General features: G+C 61.1%; 13 protein-coding genes. 8 read left to right on the forward strand and 5 right to left on the reverse strand.

What is annotated here, in order from left to right; genetic code table 11:
• Positions 1-35: 35 nt before the first annotated feature.
• Positions 36-1,166, reverse strand: a complete 1,131-nt coding sequence (locus AC4FS3_RS06310; RefSeq protein WP_491019804.1) for a PQQ-dependent sugar dehydrogenase — start codon at positions 1,164-1,166, stop codon at positions 36-38.
• Between the two features lie 245 nt (positions 1,167-1,411).
• Between AC4FS3_RS06310 and AC4FS3_RS06315 the strand changes: the two genes are divergently transcribed.
• The 8 genes from AC4FS3_RS06315 to AC4FS3_RS06350 all read left to right on the forward strand — a co-directional run bounded on the left by AC4FS3_RS06315 (position 1,412) and on the right by AC4FS3_RS06350 (position 10,539).
• Complete coding sequence (locus AC4FS3_RS06315) at positions 1,412-2,614, forward strand: ABC transporter substrate-binding protein (RefSeq protein ID WP_283177992.1); 1,203 nt, start codon at positions 1,412-1,414, stop codon at positions 2,612-2,614.
• Positions 2,615-2,757: 143 nt separating this feature from the next.
• On the forward strand, positions 2,758-3,540 hold the full coding sequence (locus tag AC4FS3_RS06320; protein ID WP_491019805.1) for an ABC transporter ATP-binding protein: 783 nt from the start codon (positions 2,758-2,760) through the stop codon (positions 3,538-3,540).
• Between the two features lie 67 nt (positions 3,541-3,607).
• Positions 3,608-4,321, forward strand: coding sequence for an ABC transporter ATP-binding protein (locus AC4FS3_RS06325; RefSeq protein WP_491019806.1), 714 nt, complete (start codon positions 3,608-3,610; stop codon positions 4,319-4,321).
• A gap of 181 nt (positions 4,322-4,502) precedes the next feature.
• Positions 4,503-4,850 (forward strand): hypothetical protein, encoded by a 348-nt coding sequence (locus tag AC4FS3_RS06330; protein ID WP_491019807.1) that lies wholly within the window; start codon positions 4,503-4,505, stop codon positions 4,848-4,850.
• Positions 4,850-5,854, forward strand: a complete 1,005-nt coding sequence (locus AC4FS3_RS06335; protein ID WP_491019808.1) for a branched-chain amino acid ABC transporter permease — start codon at positions 4,850-4,852, stop codon at positions 5,852-5,854. The genes AC4FS3_RS06330 and AC4FS3_RS06335 overlap by 1 nt, the downstream gene beginning before the upstream one ends.
• 1 nt (position 5,855) lies before the next feature.
• Positions 5,856-7,151 carry a branched-chain amino acid ABC transporter permease gene (locus AC4FS3_RS06340; RefSeq protein WP_491019809.1) on the forward strand — a complete coding sequence of 432 codons (1,296 nt, stop codon included), beginning with the start codon at positions 5,856-5,858 and terminating at the stop codon, positions 7,149-7,151.
• Complete coding sequence (locus AC4FS3_RS06345; RefSeq protein ID WP_491019810.1) at positions 7,148-8,062, forward strand: hypothetical protein; 915 nt, start codon at positions 7,148-7,150, stop codon at positions 8,060-8,062. The genes AC4FS3_RS06340 and AC4FS3_RS06345 overlap by 4 nt, the downstream gene beginning before the upstream one ends.
• Before the next feature lie 56 nt (positions 8,063-8,118).
• Positions 8,119-10,539 carry a GcvT family protein gene (locus tag AC4FS3_RS06350; RefSeq protein WP_491019811.1) on the forward strand — a complete coding sequence of 807 codons (2,421 nt, stop codon included), beginning with the start codon at positions 8,119-8,121 and terminating at the stop codon, positions 10,537-10,539.
• Positions 10,540-10,805: 266 nt separating this feature from the next.
• Here AC4FS3_RS06350 and AC4FS3_RS06355 read toward each other — a convergent pair whose 3' ends face one another.
• The 4 genes from AC4FS3_RS06355 to AC4FS3_RS06370 all read right to left on the reverse strand — a co-directional run bounded on the left by AC4FS3_RS06355 (position 10,806) and on the right by AC4FS3_RS06370 (position 16,125).
• Positions 10,806-11,375, reverse strand: coding sequence for a hypothetical protein (locus AC4FS3_RS06355; protein ID WP_491019812.1), 570 nt, complete (start codon positions 11,373-11,375; stop codon positions 10,806-10,808).
• A gap of 807 nt (positions 11,376-12,182) precedes the next feature.
• Complete coding sequence (locus AC4FS3_RS06360; protein WP_491019813.1) at positions 12,183-13,166, reverse strand: ATP-binding protein; 984 nt, start codon at positions 13,164-13,166, stop codon at positions 12,183-12,185.
• Positions 13,163-15,373 (reverse strand): TnsB C-terminal domain-containing protein, encoded by a 2,211-nt coding sequence (locus AC4FS3_RS06365; RefSeq protein ID WP_491019814.1) that lies wholly within the window; start codon positions 15,371-15,373, stop codon positions 13,163-13,165. Before AC4FS3_RS06365 ends, AC4FS3_RS06360 begins: the two co-directional genes overlap by 4 nt.
• The gene (locus tag AC4FS3_RS06370; protein WP_491019815.1) at positions 15,373-16,125 is read right to left on the reverse strand and encodes a hypothetical protein; all 753 of its coding nucleotides are present in this window, start codon (positions 16,123-16,125) and stop codon (positions 15,373-15,375) included. The genes AC4FS3_RS06365 and AC4FS3_RS06370 overlap by 1 nt, the downstream gene beginning before the upstream one ends.
• Between the last annotated feature and the right edge of the window lie 105 nt (positions 16,126-16,230).

Here is a 16,230-nt window from a genome sequence, read left to right on the forward strand (position 1 = left end):
GCGCCGGAGCACCCATAGCCCTGATTTGCCGGGATTCACCCCTGGTCGGCAGGGGCCAGGCGATAGATCGCGCCCGCTGTTTCTGACAGGAACCAGATGGCCCCATCGGGCCCCTCCCTTATGTCGCGCACGCGGCCGGTCTCGGGGGCGGTGATCCGTTCTTCCGCCCAGCCGGTGGCAGCAGGCGTTTCGGGATCAAGCCGCGAGATGAAACCGAGCTTGAGCGAGCCGGTGAAGACATCACCCTTCCAGGCAGGGACCAGTGCCCCCGAATAGACCATCAGACCCGAAGGCGCGATGGAAGGATCCCAGTAATGCAGAGGCTGGTTCATACCATCCGCATGAGTGCCGCTGCCGATTTTCGTACCATTGTAATTCACCCCGTAGGAAATCACCGGCCAGCCGAAGTTCTCGCCCCGTTGTGACAGGTTGATCTCGTCACCGCCCTTCGCCCCATGTTCCGAGACCAGAAGGCCACCATCGGGCATGGCGGCGGCGCCCTGGATATTACGGTGCCCGATCGAGAAGATGCCAGTGCGCCAGCCGGTCTGGGCGACATCGGGGCTGCCGTCACGCGCGATGCTGATCACCTTGCCATGGCTCAGGGTCGGGTCCTGCGCCTCAAGCCCCGCCGGGCCGGTGCCACGGTCGCCGGTGGTGATGAAGATATTGCCCCTGGCCCCCTCGACGATACGCGCACCGAAATGCCGGCTTGCGGCGGCTGTATCGCCGGTGAACAGGGTCGCGAAATCCTCAAGCCGGCTGTTATCCGCAGAGAGCTGCCCCCGCCCGGCCATGATCGCAAGCCCCTCGCCGCTCTGGCCGGCCCAGGTCAGCCAGATCTCCCGACTGGTGGCGAAATCGGCCGGCACCATCACATCCAGGAGCCCGCCCTGCCCCAGCACGGCCACCTCAGGCAGGCCGCTGATCACCTGCGTCTCGCCCTGTGCAAAACGCAAGAGCCTGCCGCCCTTTTCGGTTACCAGCAGGCTGCCATCGGGTAAAAAGGCAAAGCCCCATGGCATTTCAAACCCCGCCGCCACCCTGGTGATCTCCATCGGGCCAGCCGAGGTCTCTACCCTCCCCTGCGCCCCTGCTGCCCCCGCGCCCACCAGCAGCGCAAACGCCAGGCCGGTCAGAGCCGTCTTCACTACGGATTTGATCATCACGCCCCCCTCGCTTCCGCGTCCTACTGCCAGAGCGTCCGGCAAAGCTGCCGCCAAAGCCCCGGGCAGCATCTCCGGTCAGATCTCCAGGTTAAGTCTTCGGGAGAAAAGATAGGGGCGGCTCTCCCGCGCTGCGAGGGCGGATAAGGAATTTATCCCTCTTAACTGGATTTTTCGGCGCTTTTCTTTTGAAATCGGCCCGGCTAGGGTCGGGAAAGGATCTCGGTCCAATCAGGGAGATATCAATGAAAAAGTTTCTGCTGGCCACTGCGGCCTGCGCGCTGGCGGCTGGCTCGGCCTCGGCTGAGGATGTGAAACTCGGCATCCTGCTCGGCTTCACCGGCCCCATCGAAACCATCGCGCCGAATATGGCGCTGGCGTCGGAAATGGCGATCAAAGAAGTGAACGACTCCGGCAAGGCCGCCAATGGCTGGGTTTTCTCCGGCGTGCGCGCAGACAGCAGCTGCATTGATGCGGCTCTCGCTACGGCAGCCGCCGAACGCCTGATCACCTCGGAAAGCGTCAAGGGCATCATCGGCGCCGATTGCTCGGGCGTGACCCGCGCCGTTCTGACCAATGTGGCCATGCCGAATGGGATCGTGATGATCTCGCCTTCGGCCACCTCGCCGGCCTTGTCGGATGATCCGGATGAAGGTCTCTTCTTCCGCACCGTGCCCTCGGATGCCCGCGAAGGCATCATCATGGGCGACATTCTGGCCGAGCGTGGCGTGAAGTCGATCGCGATCTCCTATTCCAACTCGGATTACGGCAAGGGCCAGGCAGATGCGATTGCTGCGGCTGCCGAAGCCAAGGGGATCAAGGTCACCATCAACGCATCGCATGATGACGGCAAAGCCGATTACTCGGCCGAAGTCGCGGCACTGGCAGCAGCGGGCGGCGATGTGCTCGTGGTGGCGGGCTATGTCGACCAGGGCGGCAAAGGCATCATCCAGGCCGCGGTCGATACCGGCGCCTTCACGACCTTTGGCCTGCCGGGCGGTATGTTCGGGGAATCCCTGACCGAAGCCATCGGCGCCCCGCTGGAAGGGTCTTACGGCCAGCACCCGTCGTCAGACGCGGCCGGCTACCAGACCTATCTGGACCTGGCCACCGCCAATGACCCGAGCTTTGACGGCACCACCAACTTTGCGCCGAACACCTATGACGCGACTGCGATCATGATCCTTGCCATGCAGGCCGCCGGGTCGACCGATCCCAAGGTCTACAAAGACAAGATCATGGAGGTCGCCAATGGCCCCGCCGATGGCTCGGGCGAGGTGATCAACCCCGGCGAGCTGGGCAAGGCGCTGGAGCTGATCGCGGCCGGCAAAGCCATCAACTATGAAGGCGCCACCGGCGTGACCTTCCTGGAGAATGGCGACGTCACCGGGCGCTACCGCGAATATGAAATCAAGGACGGAAAGTGGGAAACGGTGAAATATCACTGATTTCCGGCTGACATTGGGGAATTGCCCCGGTCTCTGCCTTGACAGGCCTTGCAGGCCCGTGCATCCGCGCGGGCCTGTGACAAACAAAGCGCCACCCGGCCGCGTCTGACGGCAGTATCAGCGGGGGCAATCAGGGGATGTGTATGATCCGGGTCGAGAACCTTCACCGGCATTTTGGCGGTTTTCATGCTGTCGATGGCGCCAGTCTTGAGATCCGCACGGGCACGATCACCGGGCTGATCGGTCCGAACGGAGCCGGGAAATCCACCCTGTTCAATGTGATCGCAGGCCGTCTGCCGCCGACATCCGGTAAAGTCTTTATGGATGGCGAAGAGATCACCGGCCTTGCGCCGCATGAGCTGTTTCATAAGGGCCTGCTGCGCACCTTCCAGATCGCCCATGAATTCGGCTCGATGACGGTGCGCGAGAATCTGATGATGGTGCCGGGCCAGCAGCATGGCGAGCATCTGTGGAACGCCCTCTTCTCACGCGGCAAGATCCGCGAAGAAGAAGAACGCCTGCGCGCCAGGGCCGATGAGGTGCTTGAATTCCTCACCATCAGCCATATCGCCGATAACAAGGCGAGCCAGATTTCCGGCGGGCAGAAAAAGCTCGTGGAGCTGGGCCGCACCATGATGGTCGACGCGAAGGTCGTCTTTCTGGACGAGGTCGGCGCCGGGGTGAACCGCACACTTCTGAACTCGATCGGCGATGCCATCGTCCGTCTGAACAAAGAGCGCGGCTATACATTCTGCGTGATCGAGCATGACATGGATTTTATCGGTCGCTTCTGCGACCCGGTGATCGTCATGGCCGTAGGCAAGGTGCTGGCCGAAGGCAGTGCCGCCGAAGTGCGCGCCGATGAGCGCGTGATCGAGGCCTATCTGGGCCGCGGCCTGAAGAACAAGCTGAAGGCCGGCGCATGAGGCGGTGGGTCGGGATCTCCCCCGCGCATCAGGGTAATTTCAACATTCTTACTTTCGGGGAGGCGTAATGGCGCATCCTTTTCTCATCGGCGAAAACATGACCGGCGGCTACGGCCCGGTTGATATCCTTCATTCCTGCACGCTGGCCGTAGAAAAGGGCGAGATCGCGGTGATCGTCGGCCCGAATGGCGCCGGCAAATCCACCGCGATGAAGGCGGTGTTCGGCATGCTGTCCTTGCGATCCGGCACGGTCCGGCTGGATGGCGAGGATATCACGAAACTCTCTCCCCAGGCGCGGGTGCGCAAGGGGATGGGGTTTGTGCCGCAGACCCAGAACATTTTCACCACGATGACGGTGGAAGAGAACCTCGAAATGGGCGCCTTCATCCGCGAGGATGAGGGGATCCAGGATACGATGGCGCAGATCTATGACCTGTTCCCGATCCTGAAGGAAAAGCGCAACCAGGCGGCGGGCGAGCTTTCCGGTGGCCAGCGCCAGCAGGTCGCGGTCGGGCGCGCATTGATGACGCGGCCCAGGGTGCTGATGCTCGACGAGCCGACCGCCGGGGTCTCGCCCATCGTGATGGATGAGCTGTTCGACCGCATCATCGAGATCGCCCGCACCGGCATCTCGATCCTGATGGTGGAACAAAACGCCCGCCAGGCGCTGGAGATCGCGGATAAGGGCTTTGTGCTGGTTCAGGGCGCGAACCGCTATACCGACACGGGCGCGGCGCTGCTGTCGGACCCGGAGGTCCGCAAGTCCTTCCTCGGGGGCTGAAAAGGTGCGCAGGATCCCCCCGCTGGCCCCTGTTCTGCTTTCTTCGGGCCCCGCGCTGACGGTTCGGCGTCTCAGCTGCAATGCGGTTTTCAGATGTGATGCTTTCGCTCACTTTTGCTCATTCCACATACGCGCGCCCCTCGTCGCTCTGCCCCTGTCAGCCAGGAAGGCGGCGCTTGTCATGGCAGTCCTTTGCACCCTGCCCCCCGAGAGTGTAAGCGCCCGCACTCTCGACTGCAGCGTCCGGTATGAATGTTGCGGCGGCAGCTGCAAAGAGACGAGCCGCCATTACCGCACCCATGCGGGCCCGGAAAAGATTGAGGTCCAGAGCCAAGGCTATGCGACCGATCTTGTGATGCTCGACAGAACCTCGGGCGGCGATCTTGTTTACGGGGGCCAGATCGGCCCGAACTTCTATGGTGTCTTCTTTCTTGCCCCGTCGAATGGCGCGCAGCTGATGCTGCAGGGCGTCAATGGCTGGTCGGAAAACAAGACCGAGATGCTGATTTGCACGGAGGCCACGGGCTGATGGATATTCTCAACGCCCTTGTGGCTTTCGCCAATTTCATACTGGTGCCGGGGCTGACCTATGGCAGCCAGCTGGCGCTTGGCGCGCTTGGGGTCTCGCTGGTCTTCGCGGTGCTGAGGTTTTCGAATTTCGCGCATGGCGATACGATGGCGCTTGGCACGGTGATGGCGATCCTTTTCACCTGGATGCTGCAAAGCTGGGGCGTCTCGGCCGGCCCGCTGCCGACGGCACTGATCGCGCTGCCATTCTCGATCATCGCGACCTCGGTGCTGGTGCTGGGCTCTGATATCGTCGTCTACCGCTTTTACCGCCGTGCCAAAGCGAAACCGATCATCCTGATGATCGCCTCGATCGGCGTCATGTTCGTGATGAATGGCCTGGTGCGGATGATCCTTGGCACGCGCGAGATTCAGTTTGCCGATGGCGAGCGCTTCCTGCTGCCACCCGCCGCCTTCCGCGCCGCCACGGGCCTCGCCGAGCCTCTGGCGATACGCACCTCGCAGGCGGTTTCCGTGATCGTCGCGGTGATCTGCGTTGTGGCACTGTTCTGGTTTCTGAACCGCACCCGCACCGGCAAGTCGATGCGGGCTTTTTCCGACAATGAAGATCTGGCGCTGCTGTCGGGGATCAATCCGGACCGCGTGGTGATGGTGACCTGGATCATCGCGGCGGCGCTGGCGACCATTGCCGGCACGCTCTACGGGCTTGATAAAAACTACCGGGTCTTCGTCTATTTCGGGATGCTGCTGCCGATTTTTGCCAGCGCCATTGTCGGCGGGCTTGGCTCGCCCATCGGCGCGATCATCGGTGGCTTTGTCATCGCCTTTTCCGAGATCCTGATCACCAATGCCTGGAGTAAAATCCTCGGCTATCTGACGCCGGAGGGCTGGCTCGGAGACGGGCTCTACCAGGCGCTTTCGACCGATTACAAAGTGGCGGTGAGTTTCGTGATCCTGATCATCGTGCTTCTGGTGAAGCCCAATGGCATCATGGGGAGCAAGTAAGATGCGTAATACCCTTCTCTTTGCCGGCGTCGCGGTTCTCTTCCTGCTGACCGGCTTTTTTCAAAGCTGGAACCTCGCGCTCAATATTCTGAACCTTGCGCTGATCTCGGCGGTGATGGCGATTGGCGTGAATATCCAATGGGGCTGGGCCGGGCTCTTCTCGGCCGGGATCGTCGGCTTTGTTGCCCTTGGCGGCGTTGGGGTCGCGCTGGTCTCGGGCAAACCCGTCGCCGGCGCCTGGGAGGCCGGCACGCCCGAAATCCTCTCGGCGCTGGTCTTTGGCGCTATTGCAATCGTGCTGGCGGTCTGGATGCAGAAAAAGCTGCCAAAGGGCAGCACGCGAACGCTGGCGACCATCGCTTTCCTGCTGGTCTGCTTCTTCATCTACCGCGCGCTGCTTGACCCTGCCGTCATGGCGGTCGAGGCGAATGACTCGTCGAAAGCCGGGCATATCGGTGGTCTCGGGTTCAACTCGCTCTGGGCCTGGCCGGTGGGTGCAGCTCTGGCGGGGGCCGTGGCCTGGGTGATCGGCAAAGTGGCGCTTGGCCTGCGCGAGGATTACCTCGCCATTGCGACGCTGGGGATCGGCGAGATCATCATCGCCGCGCTGAGGAATGAGGACTGGCTGGCGCGCGGGGTCAAGAACCTGATCGACCTGCCCCGCCCCTGGCCGGTGCCATACGAGCTGGAGCTGCAGCGCAATCCGGATTTCACTGACTGGATCGGGCTGGTGAATGCCGATCCGGTTCCGGCCTCGGCCATTGCGGTAAAACTGCTTTACGCGGGCCTGTTTGCCATCGTTGTACTGGTGTTGTTGTGGCTGTGTGAACGCGCGCTTAACAGCCCCTGGGGGCGCATGACCCGCGCGATCCGCGACAATGAAATCTCGGCCGCCGCAATGGGCAAGAATGTCAAATACCGCCATTTGCAGATCTTTATCCTCGGCTCTGCCGTGGTGGGTCTGGCGGGGGCGATGATGACCTCGCTCGACGGCCAGCTGACACCGTCAAGCTATGCACCGCTGCGCTTTACCTTCCTGATCTGGGTGATGGTGATCGTTGGCGGTTCGGGCAATAACAAGGGCGCCATTCTGGGCGGCATTCTGATCGGCTGGCTCTATCTGGCGGCAGAATCCTTTGGGCCGATGATCATGGGCTGGCTGACCTCGGTTCTGCCGGCAGGACCGGTGAAAACCCAGCTGGCGGAATCTGCGGCGCATATGCGGCTCCTGATGCTTGGGGTGATCCTCCTGCTGGTGCTGCGCTTTGCACCGCGCGGGCTGATCCCTGAGAAATGAGCCCGGAACCCGGCCCCTTGCCCTTCGCGCTCATCCTGGCGATCTGGGGGGAGCGCTATGGCGCCGCGCATATCAATTGCATCGTCCAGGGGGCTTTCGACCACTCGCCCGGGATGCGCGAGGCCGTGCTGGTCAGCGACCGCCCGCGCCCGGATCTGGATCCCCGGATCCGCCAATGCCTGTTCCCTGCCCCCTTCAGCCAGCCGGAATTCTTTTCGCCCGGTTATCGTGCAAAACTCGCGGTGCTCTCGCCCGAGATCACGCCCCGCGATCTGCGCTGCATCTATATCGACCTCGATTCGGCGGTGATCGGTGATCTGGGGCGTCTGGCGGCCCTGGTTACGGATGAAACGAGCCTCTTCATGCTGCCCCCCGCCGGGCTTGGCTTTTCGCGGCTGCGCCGGCTGCTCGACCGGTTGCGCCCGGGGGCGCATTTTCCGGTCGGGAACTCTTCGGTCCTCGCATTTCACTCAGGCGTTACTCCCAATCCGTCCAGCCTCTACGCGGCCATTTTGCAAGATCCGCAGGAGACGAACGCAGGCGGCATGTATATTGATGACGTCATCATCTCCTCGCTCGCACGCGACATCATCCGGGCCGTGCCGAAGGATTGCGCCGTGATGTTGCGGCGCGAATTCATGTCAAAACTGCCGTTCTGGCCCCGGATCAAGGCCGCTCTGCCCTGGATCGCCGCCCGGCGCCGCCATATCGCGGTGGTGACGATGAACGGGCCCGAGGTTAAAGCCGAACAGCTTGGCCAGCTGGCAACGGGCAGCCCGATCCGCGACGGCCGCGGCCGCAAAGGGGTCTGGTCTCCTGCGGCAATCGGCGCGGTCTGGCCGGAACTGGCCCGCGCCTGCCGTCGCATCGCCGAGACCTGCTGTATAAACGACACTCAAAGTCGCCGATGAACAAGAATCCCGCCAGGTGCGCCCGATAATCCCGATATGATCTGAAAGGGATGGCTATGCGCACATCAGTCCGGGTTGTGGTGATTGGCGGCGGGGTGGTTGGGTGTTCGGTGCTTTACCACCTGACAAAGCTCGGCTGGACGGATGTGATGCTGATCGAGCGCTCGGAGCTGACCTCGGGATCGACCTGGCACGCGGCGGGCGGGTTTCACACCATGAACGGCGACACCAACATGGCGGCGCTGCAGGGGTATACGATCCGGCTTTACAAGGAACTCGAAGAGATCACCGGCATGTCCTGCGGGCTGCACCATGTTGGCGGGGTGACTTTGGCCGACAACCCGGCGCGGTTTGAACAGCTGAAGGCCGAGCGCGCGAAACACCGCTATATGGGGCTCGATACCGAGATCCTCTCGCCTGCCGAGATTTCAAAACTGACCGATGGCATGGTCAGTCTCGACGGCATCATCGGCGGGCTCTACGACCCGCTGGACGGGCATCTTGATCCCTCGGGCACCACCCATGCCTATGCAAAGGCCGCGCGAATGGCGGGGGCCGAGATTGTCCTGAATAACCGCGTGCTGGAGACGAACCCGACGAAAGACGGCTGGGAGGTTGTGACCGAAAAAGGCACCGTGACCTGCGAACATCTGGTGAATGCCGGCGGCCTCTGGGCGCGGGAAATCGGCGCCATGGCCGGCGTTTACCTGCCGCTTCTGCCGATGGCGCATCAGTATCTGGTGACCGAGGACATCCCCGAGATCATGGAGATCCTCGCCCAGGGCCGCGAATTCCCGCATGTGATGGATCCGGGCGGCGAGAGCTATCTGCGCCAGGAAGGGCGCGGTTTGTGCATCGGCTTTTATGAGAAACCCTGCGAGCCCTGGGCACTCGACGGCACGCCCTGGACATTCGGACACGAGCTTCTGAACGAGAATTTCGATAAGATCGAGGAGTCGGTCGCCTTTGCCTATCGCCGCTTCCCGGTCCTGGAACGCTCGGGCGTCAAGCGCGTGATCCACGGGCCATTTACCTTTGCTCCGGACGGGAACCCGCTGATCGGGCCGGTGCCGGGGCTGAGGAATTACTGGTCGGCCTGCGCGGTGATGGCCGGGTTCAGCCAGGGCGGCGGCATGGGCCTCGCACTGGCGCAATGGATGATCGAAGGCGAGGTCGAACGCGACCCGCGCGGCTTTGACGTGGCGCGGTTCGGCACCTGGACCAGCCCCGGCTATACCGTGCCGAAGGTCATCGAAAATTACCAGATGCGGTTCAACGTCTCTTACCCGAACGAGGAACGCCCGGCCGCCCGGCCCTTCCGCACCACGCCGATGTATGACGTGTTCGACAAGATGGGCGCGGTCTGGGGCCAACAATACGGGCTTGAGGTCGTCAATTACTTCGCCCTGCCCGGCGAGCCGCGCTATGAGACGCCAAGCTTCAAACGCTCCAACGCCTGGGAGGCCACCGCGCGCGAGGTCAGGGGCCTTCGCGAGGGCGTCGGCATCAATGAGCTGCAGAATTTCGGCAAATACCTCGTCAAAGGTGCGGGCGCCCGCGCCTGGCTCGACCGCATCATGGCCGGACGCATCCCGAAACCGGGGCGTATCTCGCTGACCCCGATGCTGGCGGTCTCGGGCAAGATCATCGGCGATTTCACCGTTTCCTGCCTGTCTGAGACCGAATTCCAGCTGACCGCCAGTTATGGCGCGCAAGGCTGGCATCTGCGCTGGTTCCACGACCATGCCGCGCCGGGCGTCACCGTTGAGAACATCTCGGATACGCGATCCGGCTTCACCATCGCCGGGCCGAATGCCCGCAAGCTGCTGGCGCGCGTCACCCGCACCGATGTCTCGGCGAAATCGTTCAAATTCATGGATGTAAAGCCGATGACCGTCGGCATGGCGAACTGCATTGTTCAGCGCGTCAGCTACACCGCCGATCTGGGATATGAGATCTTTTGCGACCAGATGTCTGTCCGCCATCTCTGGGAGGTCCTGCTGAAGGCCGGCGCGGATCTGGGCATCACCCCCTTCGGGATGCGGGCGATGATGAGCCTCCGGCTCGACAAATGGTTCGGCTCCTGGGGGCGCGAATTCTCGCCCGATTACACCCCTGCCGAGACCGGTCTTGACCGGTTCATCGCCTGGACAAAACCTGTCGACTGGATCGGCAAAGAGGCCGCGCTGAAGGAACGCGAAACCGGCCCCGCGCGCCGCCTTGTCACGATGGAGGTCGATGTCACCGATGCCGATGTCGTGGCCTGGGAGCCGGTCTGGCTGGACGGAAAAGTCGTCGGCTGGTGCACTTCGGGCGGCTACAGCCACTGGACCGGCAAGTCCCTGGCAATGGGCTTCATTCCCGCTGGCCGCGTCGAAGACGGTCTGGCGCTGGAGGTCGAAATCCTCGGCGAGCGCCGCCCGGCACGGGTGCATCTGGCACCGGTCTGGGACGATGGCGGCCGGATGCGCGACTGATCTGACACCGCGACCGATCAGTGACGACAGGTTGGTCGCCCCTCCTGACAGCACTTATGTGCCATAGGGATCCGGACAGGATCGGCAGGAACCAGTAAGGACGAGGCATCGATCATCGGCGTTGACCTGACGAAACAGCTCTGTCAACTGCACGAAGCGACAGAGGGTGCGATCATGTTTCGCGAGAAGCTGTCGCCAAAGCAGTTTCTGGCTTTCATGCCACCTCACCCAGAATGCGCCGTTGCGATGAAAGCTTGCGCTAGGCCTCACCTATGATCAATTTCTTCCGCGGCGGGCTGAAGGCAGTGGAACCGTCGTTCGCTCACCTTTTCGTCCAGCACCATGGAATTGCGCTCAAGCAGCCAGCTCATCATGATGTGGTTTCGCAGGATCGCAGGGTCAGGCTCAAACCATGAATTGCTGCCGCCGTCCCGCGTCCACCATGCGTGGATGCAACCATAGCGACCTTGTGGGCGATCCTGAACGGCACCCTCCGCAAAGCGCAGGGCCTCGAAGAGCTTCAGAACCACTTCAGGGTCGCCTATAGGAACCGTGACCCCGCCTGAAACCGCTTCGGCAAGCGTTCCGGAACTGCAAGATGTCACACCTCGGTTCTTCCCGAACAGCAGGGAGGAACCTATCATCTCGGCACATTCGCCCACGATTTCAACATCCAGCATGTCGATCCATGCGTTGCCGATCCGGTTTTGTGAGGTGGTCTCGCGCCCGGATCCCGAAAAATGCGGCCCCGCTGCCAGCTTTGCCCGGCACGTCATGCGCGTGCCAGCGTGCCGAAAATCTTTGGGAAGAGACGGCGAGACATCGACGAGATGCAACAGCGCCAGGTCTGGACAAGGGCTCGCAGCGGTCGAGAAGCAAGGACGACGCCTCGGACACGATCCTGAGATACGCATTCCCGGGCCAGGCGCGCACCCGCCGTCCAGGGATCTCCGAAAGGGCCAGTCGTTCTAACCTGATCCAGACAAGCCCATCATCCGAAGCCCCGAAGAGATCGGGCGCGTCTAACCACCATAGTCGGCCAGGAGCTATATCTGACCCTCATCTCGTTAACCTGGGCCGTCAGATCCAGCCCGAGGGGCCCACAAAGGGGTAAAGAGCCGACACACACGATTTGCCACCGCAAGACGCGCGGCGAAAGAGATCATTGTCGCCTCGGGCAACAATGGATCGGTAACGGGATCGGCGATCGGATGCGTTTGCTCAGATCCTGAAGCAGCATAGCGACACAACACGCTGATATAAAACGAGAAAGGCGCGAATCCATGTCGATCCGCGCTCTTCCATTTAAGTCGGCTCATGTGCAGGAATGCAGGTCATGGCGGGGTCAGTGCAAGCTTATGGGTACAACCCGCTCTCATATGCTTCAATGACACCTGTCAGTGGAGCATATGAGCGCGCAGCCGAATAATTCGAATCAGTAGAGACGCCACAACCTATTGATTTTAATAATATATTATGTGACCTCCGAGGCATTGGAGCATAACCATGTTGCTTTTACCCATAAGCTTGTAGGTCGAAACCGCACGCGCGATCATGAGCCACGAAAATGAAAAGGCCCGCGACTGGCGCGGGCCCTTTGTTTTGATTGCGATTTTTCAGATCTGGGCTGAACCCACCGACAGCTACTCGGACTTGTTTGCCTTCTTGCGTTCATCCCAAAGCTTGGCGAGTTTCTGGCGCTCGAAATGCTTCTCGAAGTCGCTGATCGAAAACGGCGAGATCCCGGGCCGATACCGGGTTCCCTTGGTGAACGCCTGACAGAAATGCTCGGACCGGATAGTGTCGCCCCCCTCAAGAACCGCGTTCACCAGGGCGTTGATCAAAAGTTCGATCACCAATCCCCAACGATCCGCACAGGCAAGGGCGAGACGCTGGAAAAAGTCGATGGAAGCCAGATCAGAAAAATCCAGCCCGACCATCTCCGCATAGGCATGACAAAGGGTATTCAGTTCGTCGACATCCTCCTGCTGGTTCAGGTTTATTTCGGGGAACGCCACCTCATCCAGAAGTGCGTCGATCTGTTCATCAGACTTGATGTGACCTGCCAACTCGTCGACACCGGACAGAATTAGCACCATCGGCCAGTCCGGATCCTTCAGCAGGGACTTGAAGCTGTCCAGGATCTTACTGCGTTCCGCCCGCCCCTCTTTTGGGAAGATGTGCTGGCACTCATCGAAGTGGATACCGACGACGCCCTGAGCCTTTGCCTGGGCTTGGACAAGATGCCAAACCGCATGCTGGGTCATGCGCTTCTCGGAGGGGAATCCCATACCGGTCTTGAGAGTGTAGATGCCGAGATCTTTCCAGGTCAGTGTGCCCTTCAACATCACGGACGCAATTTTTGCCGGACGGCCATCGGGCATGATCGTGTCGCTCCCATTGAATGCGCCGATCAGTTTGCGAAGTTCCGTCGTCTTCCCGACCCGGGATGGTCCGGTCACCAGCAGACCACGTGCCTCGAAATCCTTCCCGAGCGATGCTTTCGCACAGTAGTCTTCCAAGACATCCTGAAGCCCACCGCGCAGATCATCTGCGCGGGGAAATCCGTAGTGTTTGTCCTTGAGGGTGGCGAGAACAGCCACCTTGGCGGGGTTGATAAAGCTCATGACAGTTTTCCCTTGGTATTGGGCTTGCCAAGCCGGGCCTGAGTGACCGGCCGCGGGGTGACGTCCTTGCCTGCCTGCTTTCCATCAATTGCGGGCTGGAACCCTGCCCCCACCTTCCGCACGCCACGACCCGGACCCTGATCGGTGACAGAACCCGCGCGCGCCGTTTCACCGATGTCTTCGACACAGGAAGTCTGGACGCCGGTCGCGATCACCGCAGCCTTGGCCTCGGCTTCCCTCGCCGTGATGAAACTGCGGCCGAGATTGCGCTCCATCGCAATGAACTGCATCTGTTCATACCGTTCGCGATGGACTCGGACGAGGCGGGCTTCGAAAACCTCCGTTTCATCGGGGTCTTCCGCGCGCGATGCCAGGGCAATTTCATGGAATTCATGCAGGGTAAGCCCCTTCATCGCCGTCCAGCTCAGTTCAGCCAAAACCGGCTCCGGATGCCCTTCGATCACAATGCTGACGTGGTCGATGCAATCGGGATCGGTGTAAACGGCAACCTTTCCGTGAATGCTGTCCTTCAAGGCCTGAAGCTCAGGCGACGTGTAGGGAAGACCGAAGGCCTTCACGCCATCATCGGTGACGGTGACCACGCTGCGCCACCCGAGATGGATACGGCGGTCGTGATCGGCCGGAGCGGGGATGAAACCGTAATCCCTGTTGATTTCCTCCAGCTTGTTGAACGGCCGAGCCCCCATCATGGTGGCTCCGTAATGGCGCTCGTAGGGATATTCGTCGACAAAATAGCGGGTGAGGATGCCGTAGAGTTCCTGAAGATCCAGAACACCATTCTTGATCGCATCGTAGCCGGTCAGGTGCCCCGCTTTCCGACCCGTATAGCCGTGGAGCATGTTGATGACCCGGGACTCGAGCGACCCGAACATCCGCTCGACGTAGGGCTTTTCGACGCCATGATAGGCGCGGGCATCGACGGTCTGAACGTCGAGCCCAAGATTGGCCGACTTCACATCCGCATTCCGCCCAGGCGCACCATTGTCGTAAACAAAACATGCGATGCCGACCGCAGGCATGGGATCGCACTCGCAGCCATAGAGGATCTTTTCGCGGGTTTTGTCCCGCATGGCCATGCGAATGGCTTCGAGCATGGCCTCCTTTCCAGGATTGTCGGTCAGGACCCAGCCAAGGGGCATGCGAGATGCAACATCGAGGATCAGGATCAGCCAAAGGCGAGAGCGGATAATCTCATCGATTTCCTCCAGGGTCTGCTGCTCTTCGGCGGTCAGATTCTCCCACCAGCCGCGCCGCTTGGCCACCGTGATGATGGACAACTTGCACTCATCAACCTGGACGAGCTCGCCGATGAACAGTGCCCGCGTGTCACTGGCCCCGCGAGAACGGTTGTTCTCGACAGCCCGCTGGCCATCACGGGCAATCTGCCGGGCAGTCTCCGAGATTTTCTTCGAATGCTCGGCCAATGTCTTATGGGTTACGCGGGGCAACGGCTTGAGCCCGTTGCGCAACCGCTTCTGGTTTTCGGCAGCAATCAGGCCGTGAAGATGCCTCAGGGCGTGTGCAATCGTGGGCGTTCTGGTGTCGAGCCATGCTTCGTCCAAGGTCTGCGACATCAGTTCGACCACACGCAGCGCGATGCGGCGCACACGATTGCCCCGCTTCCACGCCTGGTCTGGCAGGGACATTTCGTCATAGCCCGACTCGCGGAACCGGCGCCAATATTTGAACAAAGTCCGTCCAGTGGGCAGAGGAATGACGGTCACTTCCGATCCCCCGCGCACGTCAGATCCGGAGATGATGATCGGCTTGCCCTTATAGTGCTCAGATGCGACCCGTCGGATCACCTTGCGGTTTTCCAGCTTGTCCATCGCGGCAGCGGAGATCGGAACACCAATGGTTTCCAACGCGTCCACCCCCATGCAGAAGGCAATACGCGGATCGATCTGAGCCTTGATTTTCTGGTGCAACTGGTCGCGGTAGTGGAAGCCACCGTCGCGAGTCCGCGCGGCTGCGGCAGAGGTCGTGCTCAGCATGTTCGCTGCAGAAACACCCGGGAGGCGAAGATAGTGCAGGATTTCCCGGTAGGACATGACTTCCGTATTGCCGGTCCCGAGATCAGTGAAACGAAAGGTCCCATCGCCTGCGGGATGAATCGCATGCGACACCCCGGACTTCATAACACGCAGGCCCGACGGAATTTTATAGTTGGGGAAAGGCATGGCCATCACACAGCCCTCCAGATCCGCGAGTGCCGGCAGATGACGGCATCCATATCTGCGCAAAGGGACTTCGCCGCGATCAGGCGCAGGCAGGACTGCATGACGCGCGCCGGTGCCAAGTCGACAACACCGCACAGGTCGGAAATCCGCCAGAGCGTTTTCAGCTCACTCGCGGCAGCTGCCACCATCCGATCCGAGACCGGATCGGGCATGAAGGCAACGAGACGATGCATCCGCCGAAGATTGTCGCGGCGCGCTCTGGTGTAGGTGTCAGCGTTCACCACCATGAACTCGTGTGCCTCATGGGTTGGCACCGCATTCTGGATCGCGTCGATTTCTTCCTGAACCCAAGGCTTGCTCAGGCTCTCGGCGTTGCGAACGAAGATGAAGCGCCGCAGGCCCGAGTTGAACGTGACCCGGATGTCGATGGTATGGGGCCGGATATTTCCTTTGGGATATTCGTAGGGGAAAGTCAGCGGCTGAAATTCGACGTCATATACGTCAGGGTCGATCAGGGCTTCCTCCCCTGCGGCGGCCTCTGCAGCACTTTCCGCGGCGCCAACCTTGCGCTGCCAACCGTTCGCAGCCGTCATGTAGGTCAGCATCACCTTCTGCGACACGCTGCTGGTCGTGATCGGATTGCGGACTCCGGTGAAAGGCAGCACGCCGTGGATCGGGTTAAGTTCGATCTTCTTGACGCGCTTGTTCCGGGCCTCCCCGTAAGCCCAGGTGTCGTGGTCGATTTCGTGATATTCCATTGGATTAGCCAATACTTCTTCGCTTCCGGGCGAGAGCCCAGACGATGACTGTTTGACCGAGTGGAGGACCTGGGATATGATCCCTGTGTGAATCTAAGGTCGGCT

It is taken from the genome of Pseudogemmobacter sp. TB195, from assembly GCF_058313095.1.

Bases quoted from the DNA above. Each gene is read 5' to 3' on its own strand.
- AC4FS3_RS06310 (WP_491019804.1), bottom strand. From the start codon at position 1,166: ATGATCAAATCCGTAGTGAAGACGGCTCTGACCGGCCTGGCGTTTGCG.
- AC4FS3_RS06315 (WP_283177992.1), top strand. From the start codon at position 1,412: ATGAAAAAGTTTCTGCTGGCCACTGCGGCCTGCGCGCTGGCGGCTGGC.
- AC4FS3_RS06320 (WP_491019805.1), top strand. From the start codon at position 2,758: ATGATCCGGGTCGAGAACCTTCACCGGCATTTTGGCGGTTTTCATGCT.
- AC4FS3_RS06325 (WP_491019806.1), top strand. From the start codon at position 3,608: ATGGCGCATCCTTTTCTCATCGGCGAAAACATGACCGGCGGCTACGGC.
- AC4FS3_RS06330 (WP_491019807.1), top strand. From the start codon at position 4,503: ATGGCAGTCCTTTGCACCCTGCCCCCCGAGAGTGTAAGCGCCCGCACT.
- AC4FS3_RS06335 (WP_491019808.1), top strand. From the start codon at position 4,850: ATGGATATTCTCAACGCCCTTGTGGCTTTCGCCAATTTCATACTGGTG.
- AC4FS3_RS06340 (WP_491019809.1), top strand. From the start codon at position 5,856: ATGCGTAATACCCTTCTCTTTGCCGGCGTCGCGGTTCTCTTCCTGCTG.
- AC4FS3_RS06345 (WP_491019810.1), top strand. From the start codon at position 7,148: ATGAGCCCGGAACCCGGCCCCTTGCCCTTCGCGCTCATCCTGGCGATC.
- AC4FS3_RS06350 (WP_491019811.1), top strand. From the start codon at position 8,119: ATGCGCACATCAGTCCGGGTTGTGGTGATTGGCGGCGGGGTGGTTGGG.
- AC4FS3_RS06360 (WP_491019813.1), bottom strand. From the start codon at position 13,166: ATGAGCTTTATCAACCCCGCCAAGGTGGCTGTTCTCGCCACCCTCAAG.
- AC4FS3_RS06365 (WP_491019814.1), bottom strand. From the start codon at position 15,373: ATGGCCATGCCTTTCCCCAACTATAAAATTCCGTCGGGCCTGCGTGTT.
- AC4FS3_RS06370 (WP_491019815.1), bottom strand. From the start codon at position 16,125: ATGGAATATCACGAAATCGACCACGACACCTGGGCTTACGGGGAGGCC.